The organism is Bacteroides xylanisolvens XB1A (assembly GCF_000210075.1).
Lineage (GTDB): Bacteria > Bacteroidota > Bacteroidia > Bacteroidales > Bacteroidaceae > Bacteroides > Bacteroides xylanisolvens.
The window spans coordinates 242,694-261,141 of the sequence record NC_021017.1 but is presented as its reverse complement, the minus strand read 5'-3'; the positions used below and the strand labels follow the sequence as shown (position 1 = coordinate 261,141).

The following is an 18,448-nucleotide window of genomic DNA, read 5'->3' as shown; positions in this document are numbered from 1 at the left end:
CTTTATTAGATTTAAAACAGTTTGTTGGTGCCTTCCACCAGTTCTCCCATTGCCCATACGGCTCTCACGTTCAAGTCTCTGTCCAAAGCGATCATATCGGCATCCTTGCCACGTTCCAGCGTTCCTTTACGGTCGAGCACTCCCATAATCCGTGCAGGAGTTTCGGAAGCCATTCTTACGGCATCTTCCAAAGGAATTTCCGCCTTTTGCACCATGGTACGAATCAAACGATCCATCGTTGCAACACTCCCGGCCAAGGCTGAATGGTCTGCCAACTTACAGACTCCATCCTCAATAATCACACGCGGGTCAAAGGCAACCTGGCTATCACTGGCGGCACAAGCCAACGCATCCGTTATCAGGCAAGTGCGTTCCACTCCTTTTATCTTATAGACAAGACGCAAAATCGTCGGAGGTACATGAATACCATCAGCCACCACTTCCACTGTCATATCATCAATCAGATAAATACTTTCTACCGTACCTTCATACTTGTACTCTTTCCGTTTATGGAAACCGGGCATCGCGTTATAAAAATGAGTAGCATGCGTATATCCCGCCTCATAAGCCGTCTGTATATCCTCAAATTCTGCCTGGGTATGTCCTACCGAAGCCAGTACACCTTTTGCCGTGATATATTTACCGAATTGCATGGCTCCGGGAAGTTCCGGTGCGGCATCCCAACGTTTGATACAGCGTGTTTCTTCCAACAACGGAATATATTCTTCGGGATCAGGATCTTTGATATTTTCCGGAATCTGTCCGCCTGCCATGTCCATATTGAAATAATGTCCTTCCAGATGGAGTCCGAGTACAGGGCTATTGGGCTCTGCCATCATTTTTTCAGTAGTTGCCGCAGCTGCACGGATCATCGGAATGGTAGAAGAAGAAAGGGTAGGAAAAATACTGGTGGTACCATGCTGCATGTGAGCCTTGATTGCTGTCCGGAAAGCCTCTTCGGTGCCTTCCATAAAGTCTCTTCCACCGCCACCGTGAACATGGATTTCTACACCGCCGGGAACAATATACATTCCTTTGGCATCAATCAGTTTGGCTCCGATAATGGCAAGGTCACAATTGGTTACTTCCAGAATTTTGTTATCGCGAATAAGAACTGACCCATCCTTCAGCCAACCTTGAGGCGTCAGGATGCGTGCATTAATGATCTGTGTTAACATATCACAAATAGTTAAATTAATTAAAGGTCTGTGTGAATCAATGACGCTCTTTTTTGGGGGGAGTACATTGATTTTTTCGTTTGCAAAATTACGTTTTTCTATTCAAACTATCGATAAAATCGTCCGATAAACTTCTAATAAAGTCCAATTTTAAACGATTATCCAACCATATATAAATCAGAATTCATCAATCATAAATAAAAAAAAAGGTTGCCAATCTTATCGACTGACAACCTTATGTCTATATGGAGCGGAAAACGAGACTCGAACTCGCGACCCTAACCTTGGCAAGGTTATGCTCTACCAACTGAGCTATTTCCGCAAACTAAATTTCGTCATTCAGAATTCTGAAGGATGGGTGCCCAGAACAGGACTCGAACCTGCATGCCTCTCGACACACGCACCTGAAACGTGCGCGTCTACCAATTCCGCCACCTGGGCAAAACTTAGTTCCATTATTTCAAAGAAACAAGAGCGGAAAACGAGACTCGAACTCGCGACCCTAACCTTGGCAAGGTTATGCTCTACCAACTGAGCTATTTCCGCAAATCACTTTCATAAACTGTGAAGAGAAGGAGACTCGAACTCCCACGACATAACTGTCACTACCCCCTCAAAGTAGCGCGTCTACCAATTCCGCCACCTCTCCATAATTTTAAAGTTTAACCTTTGTGCCCAGAACAGGACTCGAACCTGCATGCCTCTCGACACACGCACCTGAAACGTGCGCGTCTACCAATTCCGCCACCTGGGCAAAGATTATTGTTCCAACATTTCAAAGAAACATGAGCGGAAAACGAGACTCGAACTCGCGACCCTAACCTTGGCAAGGTTATGCTCTACCAACTGAGCTATTTCCGCATTTTTTCGTTTGCGGTTGCAAAGGTAGGGATTTTCCGTAAACCTGCAAACATTCTGCCTACTTTTTTCACAGAAATCTGTTCACTTTGCATCGACCGCAAAACAATCATTTTGATTATCAACTCATTCGGCCACGATAATCTTCATAAGAAAATTGCTTGTATATTTCAGCTTTCCCCTCTTTGGTCCAGATAGCAATGGCAGGATGGTGAATTCCGTTAAACATATTTGTCTTGACCATCGTATAATGAATCATATCTTCGAACACAATACGTTCTCCGATTTGCAAAGGATGATCGAAACTCCACAATCCCATATAGTCACCACTCAAACAGGAATTTCCTCCGAGACGATAAATATATTTTCCTTCGTTTCCCATTTCCGCACCACGCACGGCAGGCTGATAGGGCATTTCCAAACAATCAGGCATGTGGCAAGTGAAACTGACATTCAAAATAGCCGTCTTGATTCCACGACTTTCCACAATATCCACTACTTCGGAAGTCAGCACTCCCGTCTGCCATGTAAAAGCCGAACCGGGTTCCAGGATAATTCGCAGATGAGGATGGCGTGCTTTTAATCCTTGTAACAGTGTTATCAAATGTTCGGTATCATAGCCTTTACGGGTCATCAGATGTCCACCACCGAGATTCAACCACTTTATCTGTGGAAACCAACGGGAAAATTTGGCTTCGAGATGTTCCAATGTACGTTCCAACTCATAGGAAGAAGATTCACAGTGACAATGGCAATGGAAGCCTTCAATTCCCTGCGGCAATGCATCGGGCAACAAATCGGCTGTTATCCCAAAACGTGTGCCGGGTGCACATGGATTATAAAGTTCTGTTTCCACTTCCGAGTATTCGGGATTTACACGAATACCACAAGAAATACCACTTCCTTCTGCCACCACCATCGGATAAAAACGCTCGAACTGCTGCATCGAGTTGAAAGTGATATGACTGCTGCAACGCATTATTTCAGGAAAATCCTGTTCCGTATAAGCTGGAGAATATGTATGTGCCTTACTTCCGAATTCTTCCAGTGCCAAACGGGCTTCATACACCGAACTTGCCGTAGAATGGTCTATATATTCACGGAATATAGGGAAAGAACGCCACATGGCAAACGACTTGAAAGCAAGAATAATCTCCACTCCCGCCCTGTCGGCTACGTTTTTTATCAAACACAGGTTCTTTCTTAAAAGTTCTTCTTCCATGATATAACAAGGAGAAGGAAACTGATTAAAATCTATCATATATAAAATTATTATCTAAACTGACGTCTTACAAACGTGGATGCAAAAATACAAATTCAAAAGCAAAGAGGGATTGTTTTATTTTTAATTAAGATATTGGTTTTCGCGAACTTTTTCTTATTTTTACACCTTATATATTATAGTAAGTATTGTATCATCCTAAATACCCGATTAAAATGAATAAAGATTTAAGAAAAGTAGTGATTCTACTGGCACATCCTAACATCAAAGAATCACAAGCAAACAAAGCATTAGTTGATGCTGTCAGTGACATGGAAGGAGTGGCGGTTTTCAATCTTTACGAGCTGTCACAGGAAATCGCTTTCAATATAGATGAATGGAGTAAAATCATTTCCGATGCCTCGGCTGTCATCTATCAATTTCCTTTCTATTGGATGTCTGCACCGTCATTACTAAAGAAATGGCAGGATGAAATCTTTACTTTTCTATCCAAGACTCCGGCTGTCGCCGGCAAACCGCTGACAGTAGTAACGACCACGGGTTCCGAATACGAGGCTTATCGCAGTGGAGGCAGAAACCGTTTCACTACGGACGAATTATTACGTCCTTATCAGGTAAGTGCCATTCATTCGGGAATGTCATGGCAAACCCCTATTGTTGTTTATGGGATGGGAACGGCAGACGCCGGCAAGAATATCGCTGAAGGAGCAAATCTGTATAAACAACGTGTGGAGATGCTTATCGGTAACAGTAATGCAGGGAACAATTGGTAAGACTGTAAAAAGCGTAGCTTTATCCTATCTAAAGCTACGCTTTACAGATGCTAAAGCATAGCTTTAGGTTTCACCAAACACTTGTATGCCCCGCCCTGAAATAGAGGTTACTTCTAATCATGACTTCAAACATTGGCTGTGCAAACAAAATGATTATATAAGATAGTGACGCTATCCCACCAACATAGTGACGGTATATGCACAGGATAGCGTCACTATCCAAGGCATATACCGTCACTATATTTAAACCGGATATTTCAGGCTTTTAACTCTAGTTTCCGCGCTGTGTAGGCAAGGTAAATTCCTGCGAATCACAAATCACCCCATTCTCGTCCGCCACTGCGACACGGAATGTCACTTCACCGTCTTTCAACCTTTCACCTGCATGGATCGAAGCCGTATAACGGATACCCTCACCCGGAAGAATTTCCTCAATCATCACCGAAGGAGAGATGCCGAGATGCTTCACCTTTCCTACCGTTTCTACCACAGGAACCACATTATAGACAGGCTTTCTCCCTTCATTCATAATCTCAAAAATAATCTTGCTATTTTCTCCCGCATCAATCACATGACTACGATTATCATCAATGAAACGGATTTTGCGCAACTTCAGTTGAGAAATGGGCGGCTGCACTTGCGGCTGCTTCTTATACTTTTGCACACGTACTTCCCGCACTTCAGGAATATACGCATCCTCCTCTATCTGCTCTTGTCTCGGTGCCGTCAATGCGTTTCCAATAGCCGCACCGGCAATGGTTCCTACAATATTTCCAATAGCAGAGCCACGGTAACCGCCCCTCCAGCCATGATTATTATCTCCGATAAGTCCGCCTATCGAACTTCCCAGACTACCTCCAATAGAAGCACCTGCCATGATAGCTCCCGGATTTCCCATACGCCCCGACGCACATCCACTCAAAAGCAAAGCGGAAAGCAAAATTACTGTTAGTTGTTTCTTCATGAGCCTCTCTATTTAGTGTTATTATTTATTCTACCACTTTAAAACGAGCGAAACGCAACAATAGTTGTTTGTCACCCGCATTTTTAAAATGAATAGTGGCTTTCGCATTGTCTCCCGTTCCTTCCACTTTCAGCACTTCGCCCAATCCGAAACGTTCGTGCTCTATCATCTGTCCGACTTGTACTCCTGCTACCGATGCTGAACCGGAAGACGCCATCTGCGCACTGCTACTTCCACCAACAGCACTTACCTTCTTCAAATTTCTCGGTACACTGGGAGCAATAATCTGTGCTTTCGGACGTTCACGCTGCTCGGATGAATTACTACCGAAAGGCGCACGCGACGGAGAAGTAGAACGGGCAAATCCCCCTTCAATCTCCCTGCGGAAACGTCCCGCACCTTCATCCACAGCACGGCTCACTCCTGCTTCATGCGGCAACCGCAAATAATCAACATCAATATCACGCAGGAAACGACTGGGACTTCCAAACTCCATCTTTCCGTAACGGAAACGGGTTTTGGCAAAAGATAGATAGCAATGTTCTTCCGCACGGGTAATAGCTACATAGAACAAGCGACGTTCTTCTTCCAGCGCCCGGGGAGAATCTCCGACCATCCCACTGGGAAACAGATTTTCTTCCAGACCAACCACAAATACATTCTTAAACTCCAATCCTTTAGCCGAATGGACGGTCATCAACGTTACCTTTTCCCCATCATCCGCCTTGTCGGAGTCCTGATCGGTGAGCAATGCAATCTCCGAAAGGAAATCAGTAAGAGACACATTCGGATTGCCTTCCTCCTGCCGCAAAGCGCAGAAGTCATTCATACCATTCACCAACTCTTCTATATTTTCCTTACGACTTAGATTCTCGGGGGATGTGTCCTGACAAACATCATTGATAATACCGGACTGACGGATAATGTCCGTTCCTATTTCATAAGCGTTCTTATCCGCCTGATCGGCAATAAAACCTTCAATCAGTTCACGAAAGCCCTGCAGTTTTGCATGAGTTCCCTTATTTATATCCAGTCCGTAACTTAAGGGTTCGCAGACTGCCGCCCAAAGACTTACGCCATGATTGGTAGCCGCTGATATAATCTTCCCGACCGTGGTATCTCCAATGCCACGAGCCGGATAATTGATGATTCGTTTAAACGCTTCTTCATCATTCGGATTCACCACCAAACGGAAATAAGCAATCACATCTTTTATCTCTTTCCGCTGATAGAACGAGAGTCCCCCGTAAATTTTATAAGGTATACTCCGTTTCCGAAAAGCCTCTTCGAAAATACGGCTTTGCGCATTCGTACGATATAGGATGGCAAATTCAGCATATCCGTAGTGATATTCCCGACGTAACTCCGCAATCTTATTAGCCACAATATCACCCTCTTCCACATCACTATACGCCTGAAACACACCGATGGGTTCCCCTTTTTCTTTCTCCGAGAACACGGCTTTCCGGATCTGACGTTCGTTCTTTTCGATCAGACTATTGGCAGCACAAACAATGGTTTGCGTAGAACGGTAATTCTGTTCCAGTTTAAAGACTTTCGTGTTGGGATAGATTTTCGTAAAATAGAGAATATTATCAATATCCGCCCCACGGAAAGAATAGATACTTTGCGCATCATCTCCCACCACACAGACACGTTGATTCTCCTTTGTCAGTTGCAGAACAATGCTATGCTGCGCATAATTCGTATCCTGATACTCATCCACCAACACATAACGGAACTGTTCCCGATAGCGTGCCAGCACTTCCGGAAAGTCACGAAACAGAATATAGGTATATACCAATAAATCATCAAAATCCATCGCTCCCGCCTGACGGCATCTGTCCCAATAACGGGTATAGATGTCACGGATAGCAGGCATCTTGGCAGCCATATCTCCTTCGTAAGCCTCTTTATTGGCAGCGTACCCCGTAGGAGTGACCAAATGGTTTTTGCATTGGAGATGCGTGCCTGCACTACTCCCGGCTTATAAGTTTTCTCGTCCAACCCCATCTCTTTAATGATGGAACGAAGCAGGCTCTTACTATCAGCCGTATCATAGATGGTGAACTGGGAAGTGAATCCGATATATTGTGCTTCGGCACGAAGAATACGTGAGAAAATGGAATGGAAAGTACCCATCCACAAATAACGTGCCCGTTCCATACCTACCTGCCGGGCAATACGCTCTTTCATCTCGCGCGCAGCCTTATTAGTAAAGGTCAGCGCAAGGATATTCCACGGATTATACCCGTTCTCCTGCTCCAGCAAGTAAGCGATTTTATAAGTCAACACACGCGTCTTCCCCGAACCCGCACCGGCTATCACCAGCGAAGGACCGTCATTATAAGTCACTGCTGCACACTGACTCTCGTTCAATTCATCTATATAATTGGTATTCATAACAGCATTATAAAAACAATGTGGATTTTTAACAAACCCTTGGCACTCAAATTTGTTCTCAATACAAAAGTATAATATTCATTCGAGAATGAAGGTATTTTTATGAATTTTCATCACTAACTATTTTAACCTAACCCCAAAAAGCAATGAAAAGGAGTATATTTTTATCAATTATTTTAAGTTTGTTTCTGGTTGCCTGCATTCCACAGGCAATGGCACAAAAACAGAGCCGCTTGGAAAAGCTGCTAAGGTATCTGAACGATAATGACGCCGACAAATGGCAGAAAAACCGTGATAAGATAGATGACGAGACGCAAACCTATTATGCCGAAGAACTGGCATTGTTGGACGTTCTCAACGAATTGTGGAACAAACAAAGTGAGCAAGCCGCCACCAACTATTTCGGCTGTTACGAACAAGCTACGAAAGCTTATTTTCCGAATATCTGCGAAGAAGAGAAAATACAGCTTTCCAACGTACAAGACAAAGCGGAACAGGCTGTTATCTCCATCCTGGAAGCATCGAAAGAGCAGATTCCCTTTAGCAAGACATTGATGGACAGCATCCAGTCAAGCGGCTATCCGGCAGACTCCGCCCTCTTGCAAAAGGTGCGGGACATCCGCGAACTGGCCCTACTGGAAGGGATGCTGAAAACACCTGCGCTGAACATCTATCAAACGTATATCTCGGAATATCCGAACGGCAAGTTTATCTCTCAAATCAGCACTGCGGAGAACAAACGGCTTTATCAGATTGTAAAGAGTAATCCGACCTCTGCGAATTTCAAAGCATTCTTTGATAATGCCGCCATGCAGAAATTCTTCACTGATAAAGATACACGTCCCTTCCTTTCGGAAGTCCGCACATTATACGACGATTTTCTGTTTCAAGGAATTGACAGCCTCCGGGAGAAAGGAAATGCAACAGCTATCCGACAGATCATTGACGACTATAAGCAATCACCTTACCTGACTTCCACAGCACGTACGCACCTGGATGACCTTGAATATCTTAGTGAAAAAGCTGATTTTGAGCTTTTAAAACCTGCCATTGTCAGTTCCGAATCGTTAAGTATGTTGCAGGATTTTCTTTGCACACACAGATACAAGGAATTTCGCGACCAAGCCAACGCACTGCGGGCACCTTTTATTCTGCAAACAATCATATCCACCCCTACTTCCGTGAAATACTATAATGGAGGGCGATTGATAAAGTCTGCGGAAAACGACAGTACAGGGACCACCTCGACCACTTATTCGTATGACGATAAAGGACAGCTCGTCTCCACCCTGGCACTTACCATGAAGAACGGGCAGCCAGGCAATGAAATACAGACGAATAGATTATACGACCCGCAAGGTCACTGCATCTTTGAGGTACAAACGAATCCGAAAACCAAAACGGATCTCTACCGGCGGACACGCCGCATCGGTACCGATGGAAGTATTGAGAGTGATTCGCTCAAGTATGCAGACGGAAGAGTCGTCATAAGCTCCTACAATAAACGGGGATTATTGACCGAAACCAAAGAATATAATAAGAACGGAGAACTTCAGGCATACACCGCCAACAAATATGATGATAAAGGAAGATTGGTTTCATCCCAACATCAAAACTTGCTTTTTGCCAATTCTCCGGATCAGGTTATTTCACAAAAAGATGCTTATGAATACGATAAATACGGTTATCTATCGCAGATTGTCTACCAACGGATTTTGGGTAATAACCAAAAAACGTCCGGATGCCTGACTTGCCTGTATGATAAATACGGGAACCGGATTGACGGCAATTCTTATTATGAATATGACAATACGGGCCAATGGATCTGCCGGACCAACCGCGATCACCCGAAAGAGGTGGAACGTATACAGTACATTTACAAATAAAGTAAGATGCTGTGAACATTTTGCAGAAGGCTTCTGTTATTATAGTATAACAAGCCAATTAAAACTTGTAACATTATGAATACTATATTAATGTCTTTAATTATGATGACCATGACTTACGAAATGCCTAAACTTCCTTACGCAAACAATGCGTTGGAACCTGTAATCAGTCAGCAAACAATAGATTTCCATTACGGAAAACATCTACAAACGTATGTAAATAATCTGAATAGCCTCGTACCCGGAACAGAATATGAAGGTAAAACGGTAGAAGAAATCGTTGCAACCGCACCGGACGGAGCTATATTCAATAACGCCGGACAAGTATTGAATCACAATCTGTACTTCCTGCAATTTGCCCCGAAACCCTCAAAGAAGGAACCAGCAGGCAAACTGGGAGAAGCCATCAAACGTGACTTCGGTAGCTTTGAAAACTTCAAGAAAGAATTCAACGCAGCAGCAGTCGGATTGTTCGGTTCAGGATGGGCCTGGCTATCCGTTGGGAAAGATGGTAAACTGAAAATCACGAAAGAAGCCAACGGCAGCAATCCGGTACGTGCCGGTTTGAAACCGCTTCTCGGATTTGACGTTTGGGAACACTCCTATTATCTGGATTATCAGAACCGCCGCGCCGACCACGTAAATGCCCTGTGGGACATCATCGACTGGGATGTGGTTGAAAAAAGAATGTAACCGGATTTACTAGCAAAACTATACTTATGAAAAAGGTCGTTGTGTTTTCACAGCGACCTTTTTTACAGACTAAAAAAACAAACTTTTATTGTATATCAAACGCATTAGTTGTATTTTTGCAACCCATAAACTAGCATAACAAACAATTATGGTACTATATAAAAGAAAAGAGATACGATATATTGTCTCCATTGCCGTTCTTCTTTTCTTCCCCCTTTTCTGTAACGCTGCCGCCACAGAAGAACCAGAGGAAGAGATCCTGTTCATTACCTCATACAATTCTGACACTAAATATACCTACGATAACATCAGCACATTTATAGAAACCTACACCCAATTGGGAGGAAGATACTCGACCATTGTAGAAAACATGAATGCGACGGATTTAACGCAGGCGCACCAATGGAAAAAAACATTAACCGATATTTTAGACAAACATCCGAAAGCTAAATTAGTGATTCTTTTGGGTGGTGAAGCATGGAGCAGTTTCCTTCATCTTGAAGATGAGAAATATAAGCAGCTTCCTGTTTTCTGCGCAATGGCATCACGCAACGGCATCCGTATTCCGGAGGATTCAATCGATATGCGGAACTATAATCCTGTAAGTATCAACTTAACGGAACGAATGAAGGAGTACAACGTAAAATACTGTGATACATACGAATATAATATCAGCAAAGATATCGAAATGATACAAGATTTCTATCCGAACACAGAGCACCTGGTATTTGTATCGGATAATACCTATAACGGACTTGCCGAACTGGCATGGTTCAAGAAAAACCTGCAACATTTCCCGCAGTTATCCATCACCTATATTGACGGCCGCATCCACACACTCGATATGGCTGCCAATCAATTGCGCAATCTTCCCAGAAACACAGCAATGCTTCTTGGTATCTGGAGAATTGACAGCCGGGGGATCACTTACATGAACAACTCCGTTTATGCTTTTTCCAAAGCCAATCCACTCCTGCCTGTGTTCAGTATGACTTCCACCGCAATAGGCTATTGGGCCATCGGAGGATATGTCCCGCAATATGAAGGAGTGGGAAAAAATATGGGAGAATATGCTTACCGCTTTTTAGACCAGAAGGAAACGGGTATCAGCAGCATCAATATCTTACCCAACCGATATAAATTTGACGCGAAGAAACTAAAGGAATGGGGATTTGAAAACAAGAAGTTGCCTGTCAACTCAATGGTTATCAATCAGCCTATCCCCTTCTTTGTAGCCTACAAGACAGAAGTGCAATTTATCCTGATTATCTTCCTCGTATTAGTAGGAAGTCTGATGATTTCCCTGTATTACTATTACCGGACGAAAATCCTGAAAAATCACCTTGAAAGAACCACGCAACAATTGCGGGAAGATAAAAAGAAACTGGAAGAGTCTGAAATCGAATTACGTGACGCCAAAGAGCGCGCCGAAGAAGCTAATCAATTAAAAAGTGCTTTTGTCTCGAATATGAGCCATGAGATACGGACACCTTTAAACGCAATTGTCGGTTTCTCCAGCCTGATTATCGGTTCGGTAGAGCAGAATGATGAATTGAAAGAATATGCGGATATCGTCCAGACTAATTCCAATTTATTGCTCCAACTGATTAGCGATGTACTGGATATATCACGCCTGGAATCAGGAAAACTGCAATTCAACTATGAATGGTGCGAGCTGGTGAACCATTGCCAGAATATGATTACTCTCACCAACCGGAACAAGACAGTGGATGTAGACATCAAACTCCAAATGCCTAAGGAGCCTTACATGCTCTACACGGACCCGTTGCGTCTGCAACAGATTATTATCAACCTGCTGAATAATGCCTTGAAATTCACTCCTGCCGGAGGAAGTATCACGCTGGATTATGAAGTGGACGAAGAAAAGCAATGTATGCTGTTCTCGGTGACAGATACCGGCACGGGAATCCCCGAAGATAAACAGGAACTCGTATTCCAACGTTTCGAAAAGCTGAATGAATTCGTGCAGGGTACAGGGTTGGGACTGGCTATCTGCAAACTGACCATCCAATATATGGGAGGTGATATATGGATTGACAAGAGTTACAAAAATGGTGCCCGATTTATCTTTTCTCATCCCATCAAAAAACAGGAATCAACAGAAAAATGAAAAAAAATCGACTGATTTAGTGTTTTTCTGTTTCTTTTTCGCTTACTTTGCTCCCGTAAAGACAAAGGGGTGCCCCATGAGGGGCTGAGATTATACCCTAGGAACCTGAGGCAGTTAATACTGACGTAGGGATTGTGTTTCTTCTTATCGCCTTTCCATTTAAGCACGCTCTTTGTATTTACTTTCAACTTATTTATTCTGATAGGACAATGAAAGTACAAGTGAACAACAAAGAGGTGGAAACGTCTCCTGACTCTACCCTTACGCAACTGACAGCACAGCTCGAACTTCCGGTTCAAGGCATTGCTATCGCCGTAAACAACAAAATGATTCCCCGTACCGAATGGGAGTGTTTCATTCTACACGAGAACGACAACCTGGTGATTATCAAAGCTGCTTGTGGAGGATAAGGAGATGATTAGTCTACAATTTATCACGCATCAGACCGAACAGTATTCGTACCTCGAATCGGCACGTATGGCACTCGAAGGCGGATGCAAATGGATCCAGCTACGTATGAAAGACGCTCCTCTCGAAGAAGTGGAAGCAGTAGCCCTGCAACTGAAGCCGCTTTGCAAAGAGCACGAAGCAATCCTGATTCTGGATGACCACGTCGAACTGACCAAAAAGCTGGAAGTGGACGGTGTACATCTAGGCAAAAAGGATATGCCTATCGACCAGGCCCGCCAAATACTTGGTGAAGCCTTTATTATCGGCGGCACTGCAAACACTTTCGAAGATGTGGTACAGCACTATCGTGCCGGAGCCGATTATCTCGGCATTGGTCCTTTCCGGTTTACTACCACTAAAAAGAATCTAAGCCCTGTACTGGGTTTGGAGGGCTATTCTTCTATTCTTTCACAGATGAAGGAAGCGAATATCGAAATCCCCGTTGTAGCTATCGGGGGAATCACTTTTGAGGATATTCCTGCCATACTTCATACAGGAGTAAATGGAATAGCCCTGTCAGGAACTATTCTCGGAGCAGATAATCCGGTAGAAGAAACACGTAGAATCATTGAAAGTGATCTATAATTTGTCAAATGATAAATGGAATTTTAATTCAGACAGAAGAACAAAAGAACATAAAAGCTGCACTTAGATAATTATTTCTACTGTTTTATTTTTGTTCTTATGTTCTTCTGTCTCAAAAAATCAGCATTTAAATAATCAACTAAAATATATAGAATGGAAAAGTTAGTAATTGCGGGACGCGAATTTAGCTCCCGTCTTTTTCTGGGAACAGGAAAATTCAATTCCAATGAAGTAATGGAACAAGCTATTCTGGCTTCGGGTACGGAAATGGTAACTGTTGCCATGAAACGAATCGACATGGATAACAAAGAGGACGACATGCTGAAACATATTATTCATCCGAATATTCAGTTATTGCCCAACACCTCCGGTGTACGTAACGCGGAAGAAGCTGTTTTCGCCGCACAACTGGCTCGCGAAGCTTTTGGAACAAACTGGCTGAAACTGGAAATTCATCCGGACCCGCGCTATCTGCTCCCCGACTCTATCGAAACACTGAAAGCTACGGAAGAACTGGTGAAACTGGGCTTTATCGTGTTACCTTATTGCCAGGCTGACCCTGTACTCTGCAAACGGCTGGAAGAAGCAGGCGCAGCTACCGTTATGCCGCTCGGTGCACCCATCGGTACGAACAAAGGATTGCAGACAAAAGAATTCCTGCAAATCATTATCGAACAGGCAGGTATCCCGGTGGTAGTGGATGCCGGTATCGGCGCGCCAAGCCATGCTGCCGAAGCAATGGAACTGGGAGCTTCCGCTGTATTAGTGAATACTGCAATAGCCGTTGCCGGAAATCCGGTAGAAATGGCTAAAGCATTCAAAGCAGCTACAGAAGCCGGAAGACAGGCTTACGAAGCAGGATTAGGATTACAAGCCATCGACTTCGTAGCAGAAGCAAGTTCACCTCTAACGGCTTTTCTTGATTAAAACAAATAAACTATGGAACAAAAAATAAAATTCCCCCGCTCGCAGAAAGTCTATTTACCCGGTAAACTTTATCCGAATATCCGCGTTGCCATGCGGAAAGTGGAGCAAGTGCCCAGTGTCAGCTTTGAAGGCGAAGAAAAGATAGCAACACCAAATCCGGAAATATATGTATATGATACCAGCGGACCGTTCAGTGATGCAGAAATGAACATTGACCTCAAAAAAGGACTGCCCCGCATGCGTGAAGAATGGATCGTGAGTCGTGGTGACGTGGAACAGTTGCCTGAAATTACTTCGGAATACGGACAAATGAGAAGAGATGATAAAAGTCTCGATCACTTACGTTTCGAACACATCGCCCTGCCCTACCGTGCTAAAAAAGGAGAAACAATCACCCAAATGGCGTATGCCAAAAGAGGAATTATCACTCCTGAAATGGAATACGTAGCGATCCGCGAAAATATGAATTGTGAGGAACTGGGAATTAAAACTCACATTACCCCCGAATTTGTTCGTCAGGAGATTGCGGAGGGACGTGCTGTACTACCGGCCAACATCAACCACCCGGAAGCTGAACCGATGATTATCGGACGTAACTTCCTTGTAAAAATCAATACGAACATCGGAAATTCGGCTACTACCTCCAGCATTGATGAAGAAGTGGAGAAAGCACTGTGGAGCTGCAAATGGGGTGGAGACACGTTGATGGATCTTTCCACAGGAGAAAACATCCATGAAACACGTGAATGGATTATCCGTAATTGTCCCGTACCAGTAGGCACTGTTCCTATTTATCAGGCACTTGAAAAAGTGAATGGCATAGTGGAAGACCTCACCTGGGAAATCTACCGGGACACATTGATTGAACAATGTGAACAAGGGGTCGATTACTTTACCATCCATGCAGGGATTCGCCGTCATAATGTTCATCTTGCCGATAATCGCTTGTGCGGCATTGTCAGCCGTGGAGGAAGTATTATGAGTAAATGGTGCCTCGTACACGATCAGGAAAGTTTCTTATACGATCATTTTGACGATATCTGTGATATTCTGGCACAATATGACGTAGCCGTGTCATTAGGTGACGGACTTCGTCCGGGTTCTATCTACGACGCAAACGATGAAGCGCAGTTTGCCGAACTCGATACCATGGGAGAGCTGGTGCTCCGTGCCTGGGATAAAAATGTTCAGGCATTTATTGAAGGCCCCGGACACGTTCCGATGCATAAAATTAAAGAGAACATGGAACGTCAGATTGAAAAATGCCATGACGCCCCTTTCTACACGCTCGGCCCGTTGGTGACGGATATTGCTCCCGGATACGACCATATCACTTCTGCTATCGGTGCCGCACAAATCGGATGGTTGGGGACGGCTATGCTTTGTTATGTCACCCCGAAAGAACACCTTGCCTTACCTGATAAAGAAGACGTACGCGTAGGAGTTATTACCTACAAGATAGCCGCTCATGCCGCTGACCTGGCAAAAGGACACCCGGGTGCACAGGTACGCGACAACGCATTGAGTAAAGCTCGCTATGAGTTCCGCTGGAAAGACCAGTTCGACCTGTCTCTCGATCCGGAACGGGCGCAGACCTATTTCCGTGCAGGACACCATATCGATGGAGAATATTGTACGATGTGCGGACCTAATTTCTGTGCAATGAGATTGTCACGCGATTTAAAGAAAAGTGCCAAAGGCAATAAATAATGAGTGGGGAGAAACAAAACGTCGGGCCACTGACCTACCTCTCTCCCCTCATTTTAATTTTCAATTTTTAATTTATAATTGAATAAAATGTTCTCAGACGAATTAGAAAAAATATCCTGGGAAGAGACGACAAAAGCCATCTATTCCAAAACAGATGCTGACGTACGCCGTGCGTTGGGTAAAAAAGAGCATCTGGATGTCAACGACTTTATGGCGCTGATTTCACCTGCCGCCACTCCTTATCTGGAAGTGATGGCACGCCTTAGTCAGAAATATACAATGGAACGGTTCGGTAAGACAATCTCTATGTTTGTACCGCTCTACCTGACTAATTCATGTACCAATTCCTGTGTCTATTGCGGTTTTCACATCAGCAATCCGATGAAGAGAACGATATTGACAGAGGAAGAGATTGTCAATGAATACAAAGCCATCAAACGGTTGGCTCCTTTTGAGAATCTACTGCTTGTAACCGGTGAAAACCCGGCCGCAGCAGGTGTCCCATACATTGCCCGGGCGTTGGATTTGGCAAAGCCTTATTTCAGCAACCTACAAATTGAAGTAATGCCTCTTAAAGCGGAAGAATACAAGGAGCTAACCAATCATGGCCTGAACGGAGTGATCTGTTTTCAAGAGACTTACCATAAAGCAAATTACAAAACGTATCATCCAAGAGGCATGAAGTCAAAATTCGAATGGCGTGTAAACGGCTTCGACCGCATGGGACAGGCAGGTGTACACAAGATTGGTATGGGTGTCCTGATCGGCCTGGAGGAATGGAGAACCGACGTAACGATGATGGCTTATCATCTGCGTTATTTACAGAAACATTACTGGAAAACGAAATACAGCGTAAACTTCCCGCGTATGCGCCCGTCTGAAAACGGCGGATTCCAGCCGAATGTAGTCATGAATGACCGGGAACTCGCCCAACTTACATTCGCCATGCGAATCTTCGACCATGATGTAGATATCTCTTATTCTACCCGTGAGAGCGCAGAAATCCGAAACCACATGGCAACACTTGGCGTAACCACCATGAGTGCGGAAAGTAAAACTGAACCGGGAGGATATTTCAGTTATCCTCAAACCCTGGAACAATTTCACGTAAGTGATGAGCGAAAGGCGGTTGAAGTGGAACGTGATTTGAAAAAACTGGGTCGTGAACCCGTCTGGAAAGATTGGGATCAGTCTTTTGATTTTAAAAGATAAACAGATGCGATACGACAGACAAATTATACTTCCCGAAGTCGGAGAAGAAGGTCAGAAGAAACTGCAGGAAGCCAAAGTGCTTATTGTAGGCATGGGAGGGCTGGGCTCTCCCATCGCCCTCTACCTGACAGGTGCAGGTGTGGGATGCCTGGGACTGGTAGATGATGACTTGGTAAGCATCACCAACCTACAACGACAAGTGCTCTATTCCGAAAAGGAATTAGGTAAACCAAAAGCTATCTGTGCTGCGGAACGGCTCTCCGCTCTCAACAGTGAAATCGAAATACACCCCTACGCTGCCCGGCTGACGAAAGACAATGCGTATGATATCATTCAGGAATATGATATAGTGGTGGATGGCTGCGACAACTTTGCCACCCGCTACCTGATTAACGACATTTGCATTGAACAGAAAAAGCCCTACGTATATGGTGCTATCTGCGGTTTTGAAGGACAGGTTTCTGTATTCAACTACGGAAATCAAAAGAAAAACTACCGGGATCTTTATCCCGATGAAGAAGAAATGCAACGGATGCCTCCTCCGCCCAAAGGAGTGATGGGGGTTACTCCTGCCATTGTAGGGAGCATTGAAGCTACGGAAGTATTGAAAATAATCTGTGGCTTTGGTGATGTTTTAGCCGGCGAACTATGGACAATTGACCTGCGGACACTGCAATCTAACAAATTTTCACTATAAAGGTTGGTTTCTGACATAGTTAATTAGTAACTTTGCTAAACAATCCAATTTTAACAAAAGAAATGAAACTAATTGTAGTTACCACCCCTACTTTCTTCGTCGAAGAAGATAAGATTATTACCGCTCTTTTCGAAGAGGGGCTGGATGTCCTACATCTTAGAAAGCCGGAGACTCCGGCTATGTATTCGGAACGGCTATTGACACTTATTCCGGATAAATATCACCGTCGCATCGTTACACATGAGCATTTTTATCTAAAAGAAGAATTCAACCTGATGGGAATTCACCTGAATGCGCGTAACCCCAAAGAACCGCATGATTATTATGGTCATATCAGTTGTTCCTGCCATTCAGTGGAGGAGGTAAAAAACAGAAAGCACTTTTACGACTATGTTTTTATGAGCCCTATCTATGACAGTATCTCTAAAGTGAATTACTATTCAACATACACTGCCGAAGAGTTACGCGAAGCACAAAGAGCCAAGATTATCGACTCGAAAGTGATGGCATTGGGAGGTATCAATGAAGACAATTTATTGGAGATTAAGGATTTCGGTTTCGGAGGGGCTGTCGTCTTAGGAGATCTCTGGAATAGATTCGACGCTTGTCAGGACCAAAATTATTTAGCCGTAATCGAGCATTTCAAAAAGCTGAAGAAACTATCAGATTAATAAATATAGCCGATCATAAAACTAACTGGTTATGCTTCCTCATTTTATCCAATAAGAGAAGTGTTTTTCCCAATTATGAAATATTAAA

General features: G+C 43.9%; 14 protein-coding genes, 6 tRNA genes, 1 pseudogene and 1 riboswitch. Of the genes and pseudogenes, 11 read left to right on the top strand and 10 right to left on the bottom strand.

The genetic code is table 11. From position 1 onward, the window contains the following. Positions 1 to 11 precede the first annotated feature (11 nt). From nagA to nspC, 8 genes are all read right to left on the bottom strand, one after another. Positions 12 to 1,178: an N-acetylglucosamine-6-phosphate deacetylase gene (nagA, locus tag BXY_RS01105; protein WP_008022640.1), complete on the bottom strand. Its 1,167-nt coding sequence runs from the start codon at positions 1,176 to 1,178 to the stop codon at positions 12 to 14. A gap of 246 nt (positions 1,179 to 1,424) precedes the next feature. Further along, positions 1,425 to 1,500 (bottom strand) — tRNA-Gly (locus BXY_RS01100). A 37-nt stretch (positions 1,501 to 1,537) separates the two neighbouring features. Next, positions 1,538 to 1,619, bottom strand: a tRNA-Leu gene (locus tag BXY_RS01095). A 32-nt stretch (positions 1,620 to 1,651) separates the two neighbouring features. Then, positions 1,652 to 1,724 (bottom strand) — tRNA-Gly (locus BXY_RS01090). A gap of 19 nt (positions 1,725 to 1,743) precedes the next feature. After that, a tRNA-Leu gene (locus BXY_RS01085) sits at positions 1,744 to 1,827 on the bottom strand. A gap of 23 nt (positions 1,828 to 1,850) precedes the next feature. After that, a tRNA-Leu gene (locus BXY_RS01080) sits at positions 1,851 to 1,932 on the bottom strand. Between the two features lie 34 nt (positions 1,933 to 1,966). Next, positions 1,967 to 2,039: transfer RNA gene (locus tag BXY_RS01075), tRNA-Gly, on the bottom strand. Between the two features lie 118 nt (positions 2,040 to 2,157). Beyond that, complete coding sequence (gene nspC / locus BXY_RS01070; protein ID WP_015531012.1) at positions 2,158 to 3,297, bottom strand: carboxynorspermidine decarboxylase; 1,140 nt, start codon at positions 3,295 to 3,297, stop codon at positions 2,158 to 2,160. 176 nt (positions 3,298 to 3,473) lie between these two features. On the opposite strand from nspC, the gene BXY_RS01065 reads away from it, so the two are divergent. Continuing rightward, on the top strand, positions 3,474 to 4,031 hold the full coding sequence (locus BXY_RS01065; RefSeq protein WP_009039515.1) for an NAD(P)H-dependent oxidoreductase: 558 nt from the start codon (positions 3,474 to 3,476) through the stop codon (positions 4,029 to 4,031). Between the two features lie 271 nt (positions 4,032 to 4,302). Here the strand turns inward: BXY_RS01065 and BXY_RS01060 are convergent, their stop codons facing one another. Both BXY_RS01060 and BXY_RS01055 read right to left on the bottom strand, forming a co-directional pair. Next, entirely contained in the window at positions 4,303 to 4,995 is a 693-nt protein-coding gene (locus BXY_RS01060) for a hypothetical protein (RefSeq protein WP_004313158.1), read from the bottom strand. A 25-nt stretch (positions 4,996 to 5,020) separates the two neighbouring features. Beyond that, positions 5,021 to 7,398, bottom strand: a pseudogene (locus BXY_RS01055) (ATP-dependent helicase). A 146-nt stretch (positions 7,399 to 7,544) separates the two neighbouring features. Between BXY_RS01055 and BXY_RS01050 the strand changes: the two are divergent. From BXY_RS01050 to BXY_RS01005, 10 genes are all read left to right on the top strand, one after another. Further along, positions 7,545 to 9,284 carry an RHS repeat protein gene (locus BXY_RS01050; RefSeq protein WP_134993104.1) on the top strand — a complete coding sequence of 580 codons (1,740 nt, stop codon included), beginning with the start codon at positions 7,545 to 7,547 and terminating at the stop codon, positions 9,282 to 9,284. Positions 9,285 to 9,359: 75 nt separating this feature from the next. After that, positions 9,360 to 9,977: a superoxide dismutase gene (locus BXY_RS01045; RefSeq protein ID WP_008022648.1), complete on the top strand. Its 618-nt coding sequence runs from the start codon at positions 9,360 to 9,362 to the stop codon at positions 9,975 to 9,977. Between the two features lie 148 nt (positions 9,978 to 10,125). Beyond that, the gene (locus BXY_RS01040; RefSeq protein ID WP_015531009.1) at positions 10,126 to 12,108 is read left to right on the top strand and encodes a sensor histidine kinase; all 1,983 of its coding nucleotides are present in this window, start codon (positions 10,126 to 10,128) and stop codon (positions 12,106 to 12,108) included. A gap of 55 nt (positions 12,109 to 12,163) precedes the next feature. Continuing rightward, a riboswitch (TPP riboswitch) is annotated at positions 12,164 to 12,257 on the top strand. 60 nt (positions 12,258 to 12,317) lie between these two features. Continuing rightward, on the top strand, positions 12,318 to 12,518 hold the full coding sequence (thiS, locus tag BXY_RS01035) for a sulfur carrier protein ThiS (protein ID WP_015531008.1): 201 nt from the start codon (positions 12,318 to 12,320) through the stop codon (positions 12,516 to 12,518). Positions 12,519 to 12,522: 4 nt separating this feature from the next. Beyond that, entirely contained in the window at positions 12,523 to 13,143 is a 621-nt protein-coding gene (locus BXY_RS01030) for a thiamine phosphate synthase (RefSeq protein WP_015531007.1), read from the top strand. Positions 13,144 to 13,296: 153 nt separating this feature from the next. Next, on the top strand, positions 13,297 to 14,070 hold the full coding sequence (locus BXY_RS01025; RefSeq protein WP_008643676.1) for a thiazole synthase: 774 nt from the start codon (positions 13,297 to 13,299) through the stop codon (positions 14,068 to 14,070). Between the two features lie 12 nt (positions 14,071 to 14,082). Continuing rightward, positions 14,083 to 15,780, top strand: a complete 1,698-nt coding sequence (gene thiC, locus BXY_RS01020) for a phosphomethylpyrimidine synthase ThiC (RefSeq protein ID WP_008643678.1) — start codon at positions 14,083 to 14,085, stop codon at positions 15,778 to 15,780. Positions 15,781 to 15,867: 87 nt separating this feature from the next. Then, the gene (gene thiH / locus BXY_RS01015) at positions 15,868 to 16,992 is read left to right on the top strand and encodes a 2-iminoacetate synthase ThiH (RefSeq protein ID WP_004313167.1); all 1,125 of its coding nucleotides are present in this window, start codon (positions 15,868 to 15,870) and stop codon (positions 16,990 to 16,992) included. Positions 16,993 to 16,996: 4 nt separating this feature from the next. Further along, positions 16,997 to 17,689 carry a HesA/MoeB/ThiF family protein gene (locus BXY_RS01010; RefSeq protein ID WP_008770632.1) on the top strand — a complete coding sequence of 231 codons (693 nt, stop codon included), beginning with the start codon at positions 16,997 to 16,999 and terminating at the stop codon, positions 17,687 to 17,689. A gap of 62 nt (positions 17,690 to 17,751) precedes the next feature. After that, complete coding sequence (locus BXY_RS01005; protein WP_004313169.1) at positions 17,752 to 18,360, top strand: thiamine phosphate synthase; 609 nt, start codon at positions 17,752 to 17,754, stop codon at positions 18,358 to 18,360. Positions 18,361 to 18,448 lie beyond the last annotated feature (88 nt).

Bases quoted from the DNA above. Each gene is read 5' to 3' on its own strand.
- nagA (WP_008022640.1), bottom strand. From the start codon at position 1,178: ATGTTAACACAGATCATTAATGCACGCATCCTGACGCCTCAAGGTTGG.
- nspC (WP_015531012.1), bottom strand. From the start codon at position 3,297: ATGATAGATTTTAATCAGTTTCCTTCTCCTTGTTATATCATGGAAGAA.
- thiC (WP_008643678.1), top strand. From the start codon at position 14,083: ATGGAACAAAAAATAAAATTCCCCCGCTCGCAGAAAGTCTATTTACCC.
- BXY_RS01005 (WP_004313169.1), top strand. From the start codon at position 17,752: ATGAAACTAATTGTAGTTACCACCCCTACTTTCTTCGTCGAAGAAGAT.
- BXY_RS01040 (WP_015531009.1), top strand. From the start codon at position 10,126: ATGGTACTATATAAAAGAAAAGAGATACGATATATTGTCTCCATTGCC.
- BXY_RS01060 (WP_004313158.1), bottom strand. From the start codon at position 4,995: ATGAAGAAACAACTAACAGTAATTTTGCTTTCCGCTTTGCTTTTGAGT.
- thiS (WP_015531008.1), top strand. From the start codon at position 12,318: ATGAAAGTACAAGTGAACAACAAAGAGGTGGAAACGTCTCCTGACTCT.
- BXY_RS01010 (WP_008770632.1), top strand. From the start codon at position 16,997: ATGCGATACGACAGACAAATTATACTTCCCGAAGTCGGAGAAGAAGGT.
- BXY_RS01065 (WP_009039515.1), top strand. From the start codon at position 3,474: ATGAATAAAGATTTAAGAAAAGTAGTGATTCTACTGGCACATCCTAAC.
- BXY_RS01050 (WP_134993104.1), top strand. From the start codon at position 7,545: ATGAAAAGGAGTATATTTTTATCAATTATTTTAAGTTTGTTTCTGGTT.
- BXY_RS01045 (WP_008022648.1), top strand. From the start codon at position 9,360: ATGAATACTATATTAATGTCTTTAATTATGATGACCATGACTTACGAA.
- BXY_RS01025 (WP_008643676.1), top strand. From the start codon at position 13,297: ATGGAAAAGTTAGTAATTGCGGGACGCGAATTTAGCTCCCGTCTTTTT.
- BXY_RS01030 (WP_015531007.1), top strand. From the start codon at position 12,523: ATGATTAGTCTACAATTTATCACGCATCAGACCGAACAGTATTCGTAC.
- thiH (WP_004313167.1), top strand. From the start codon at position 15,868: ATGTTCTCAGACGAATTAGAAAAAATATCCTGGGAAGAGACGACAAAA.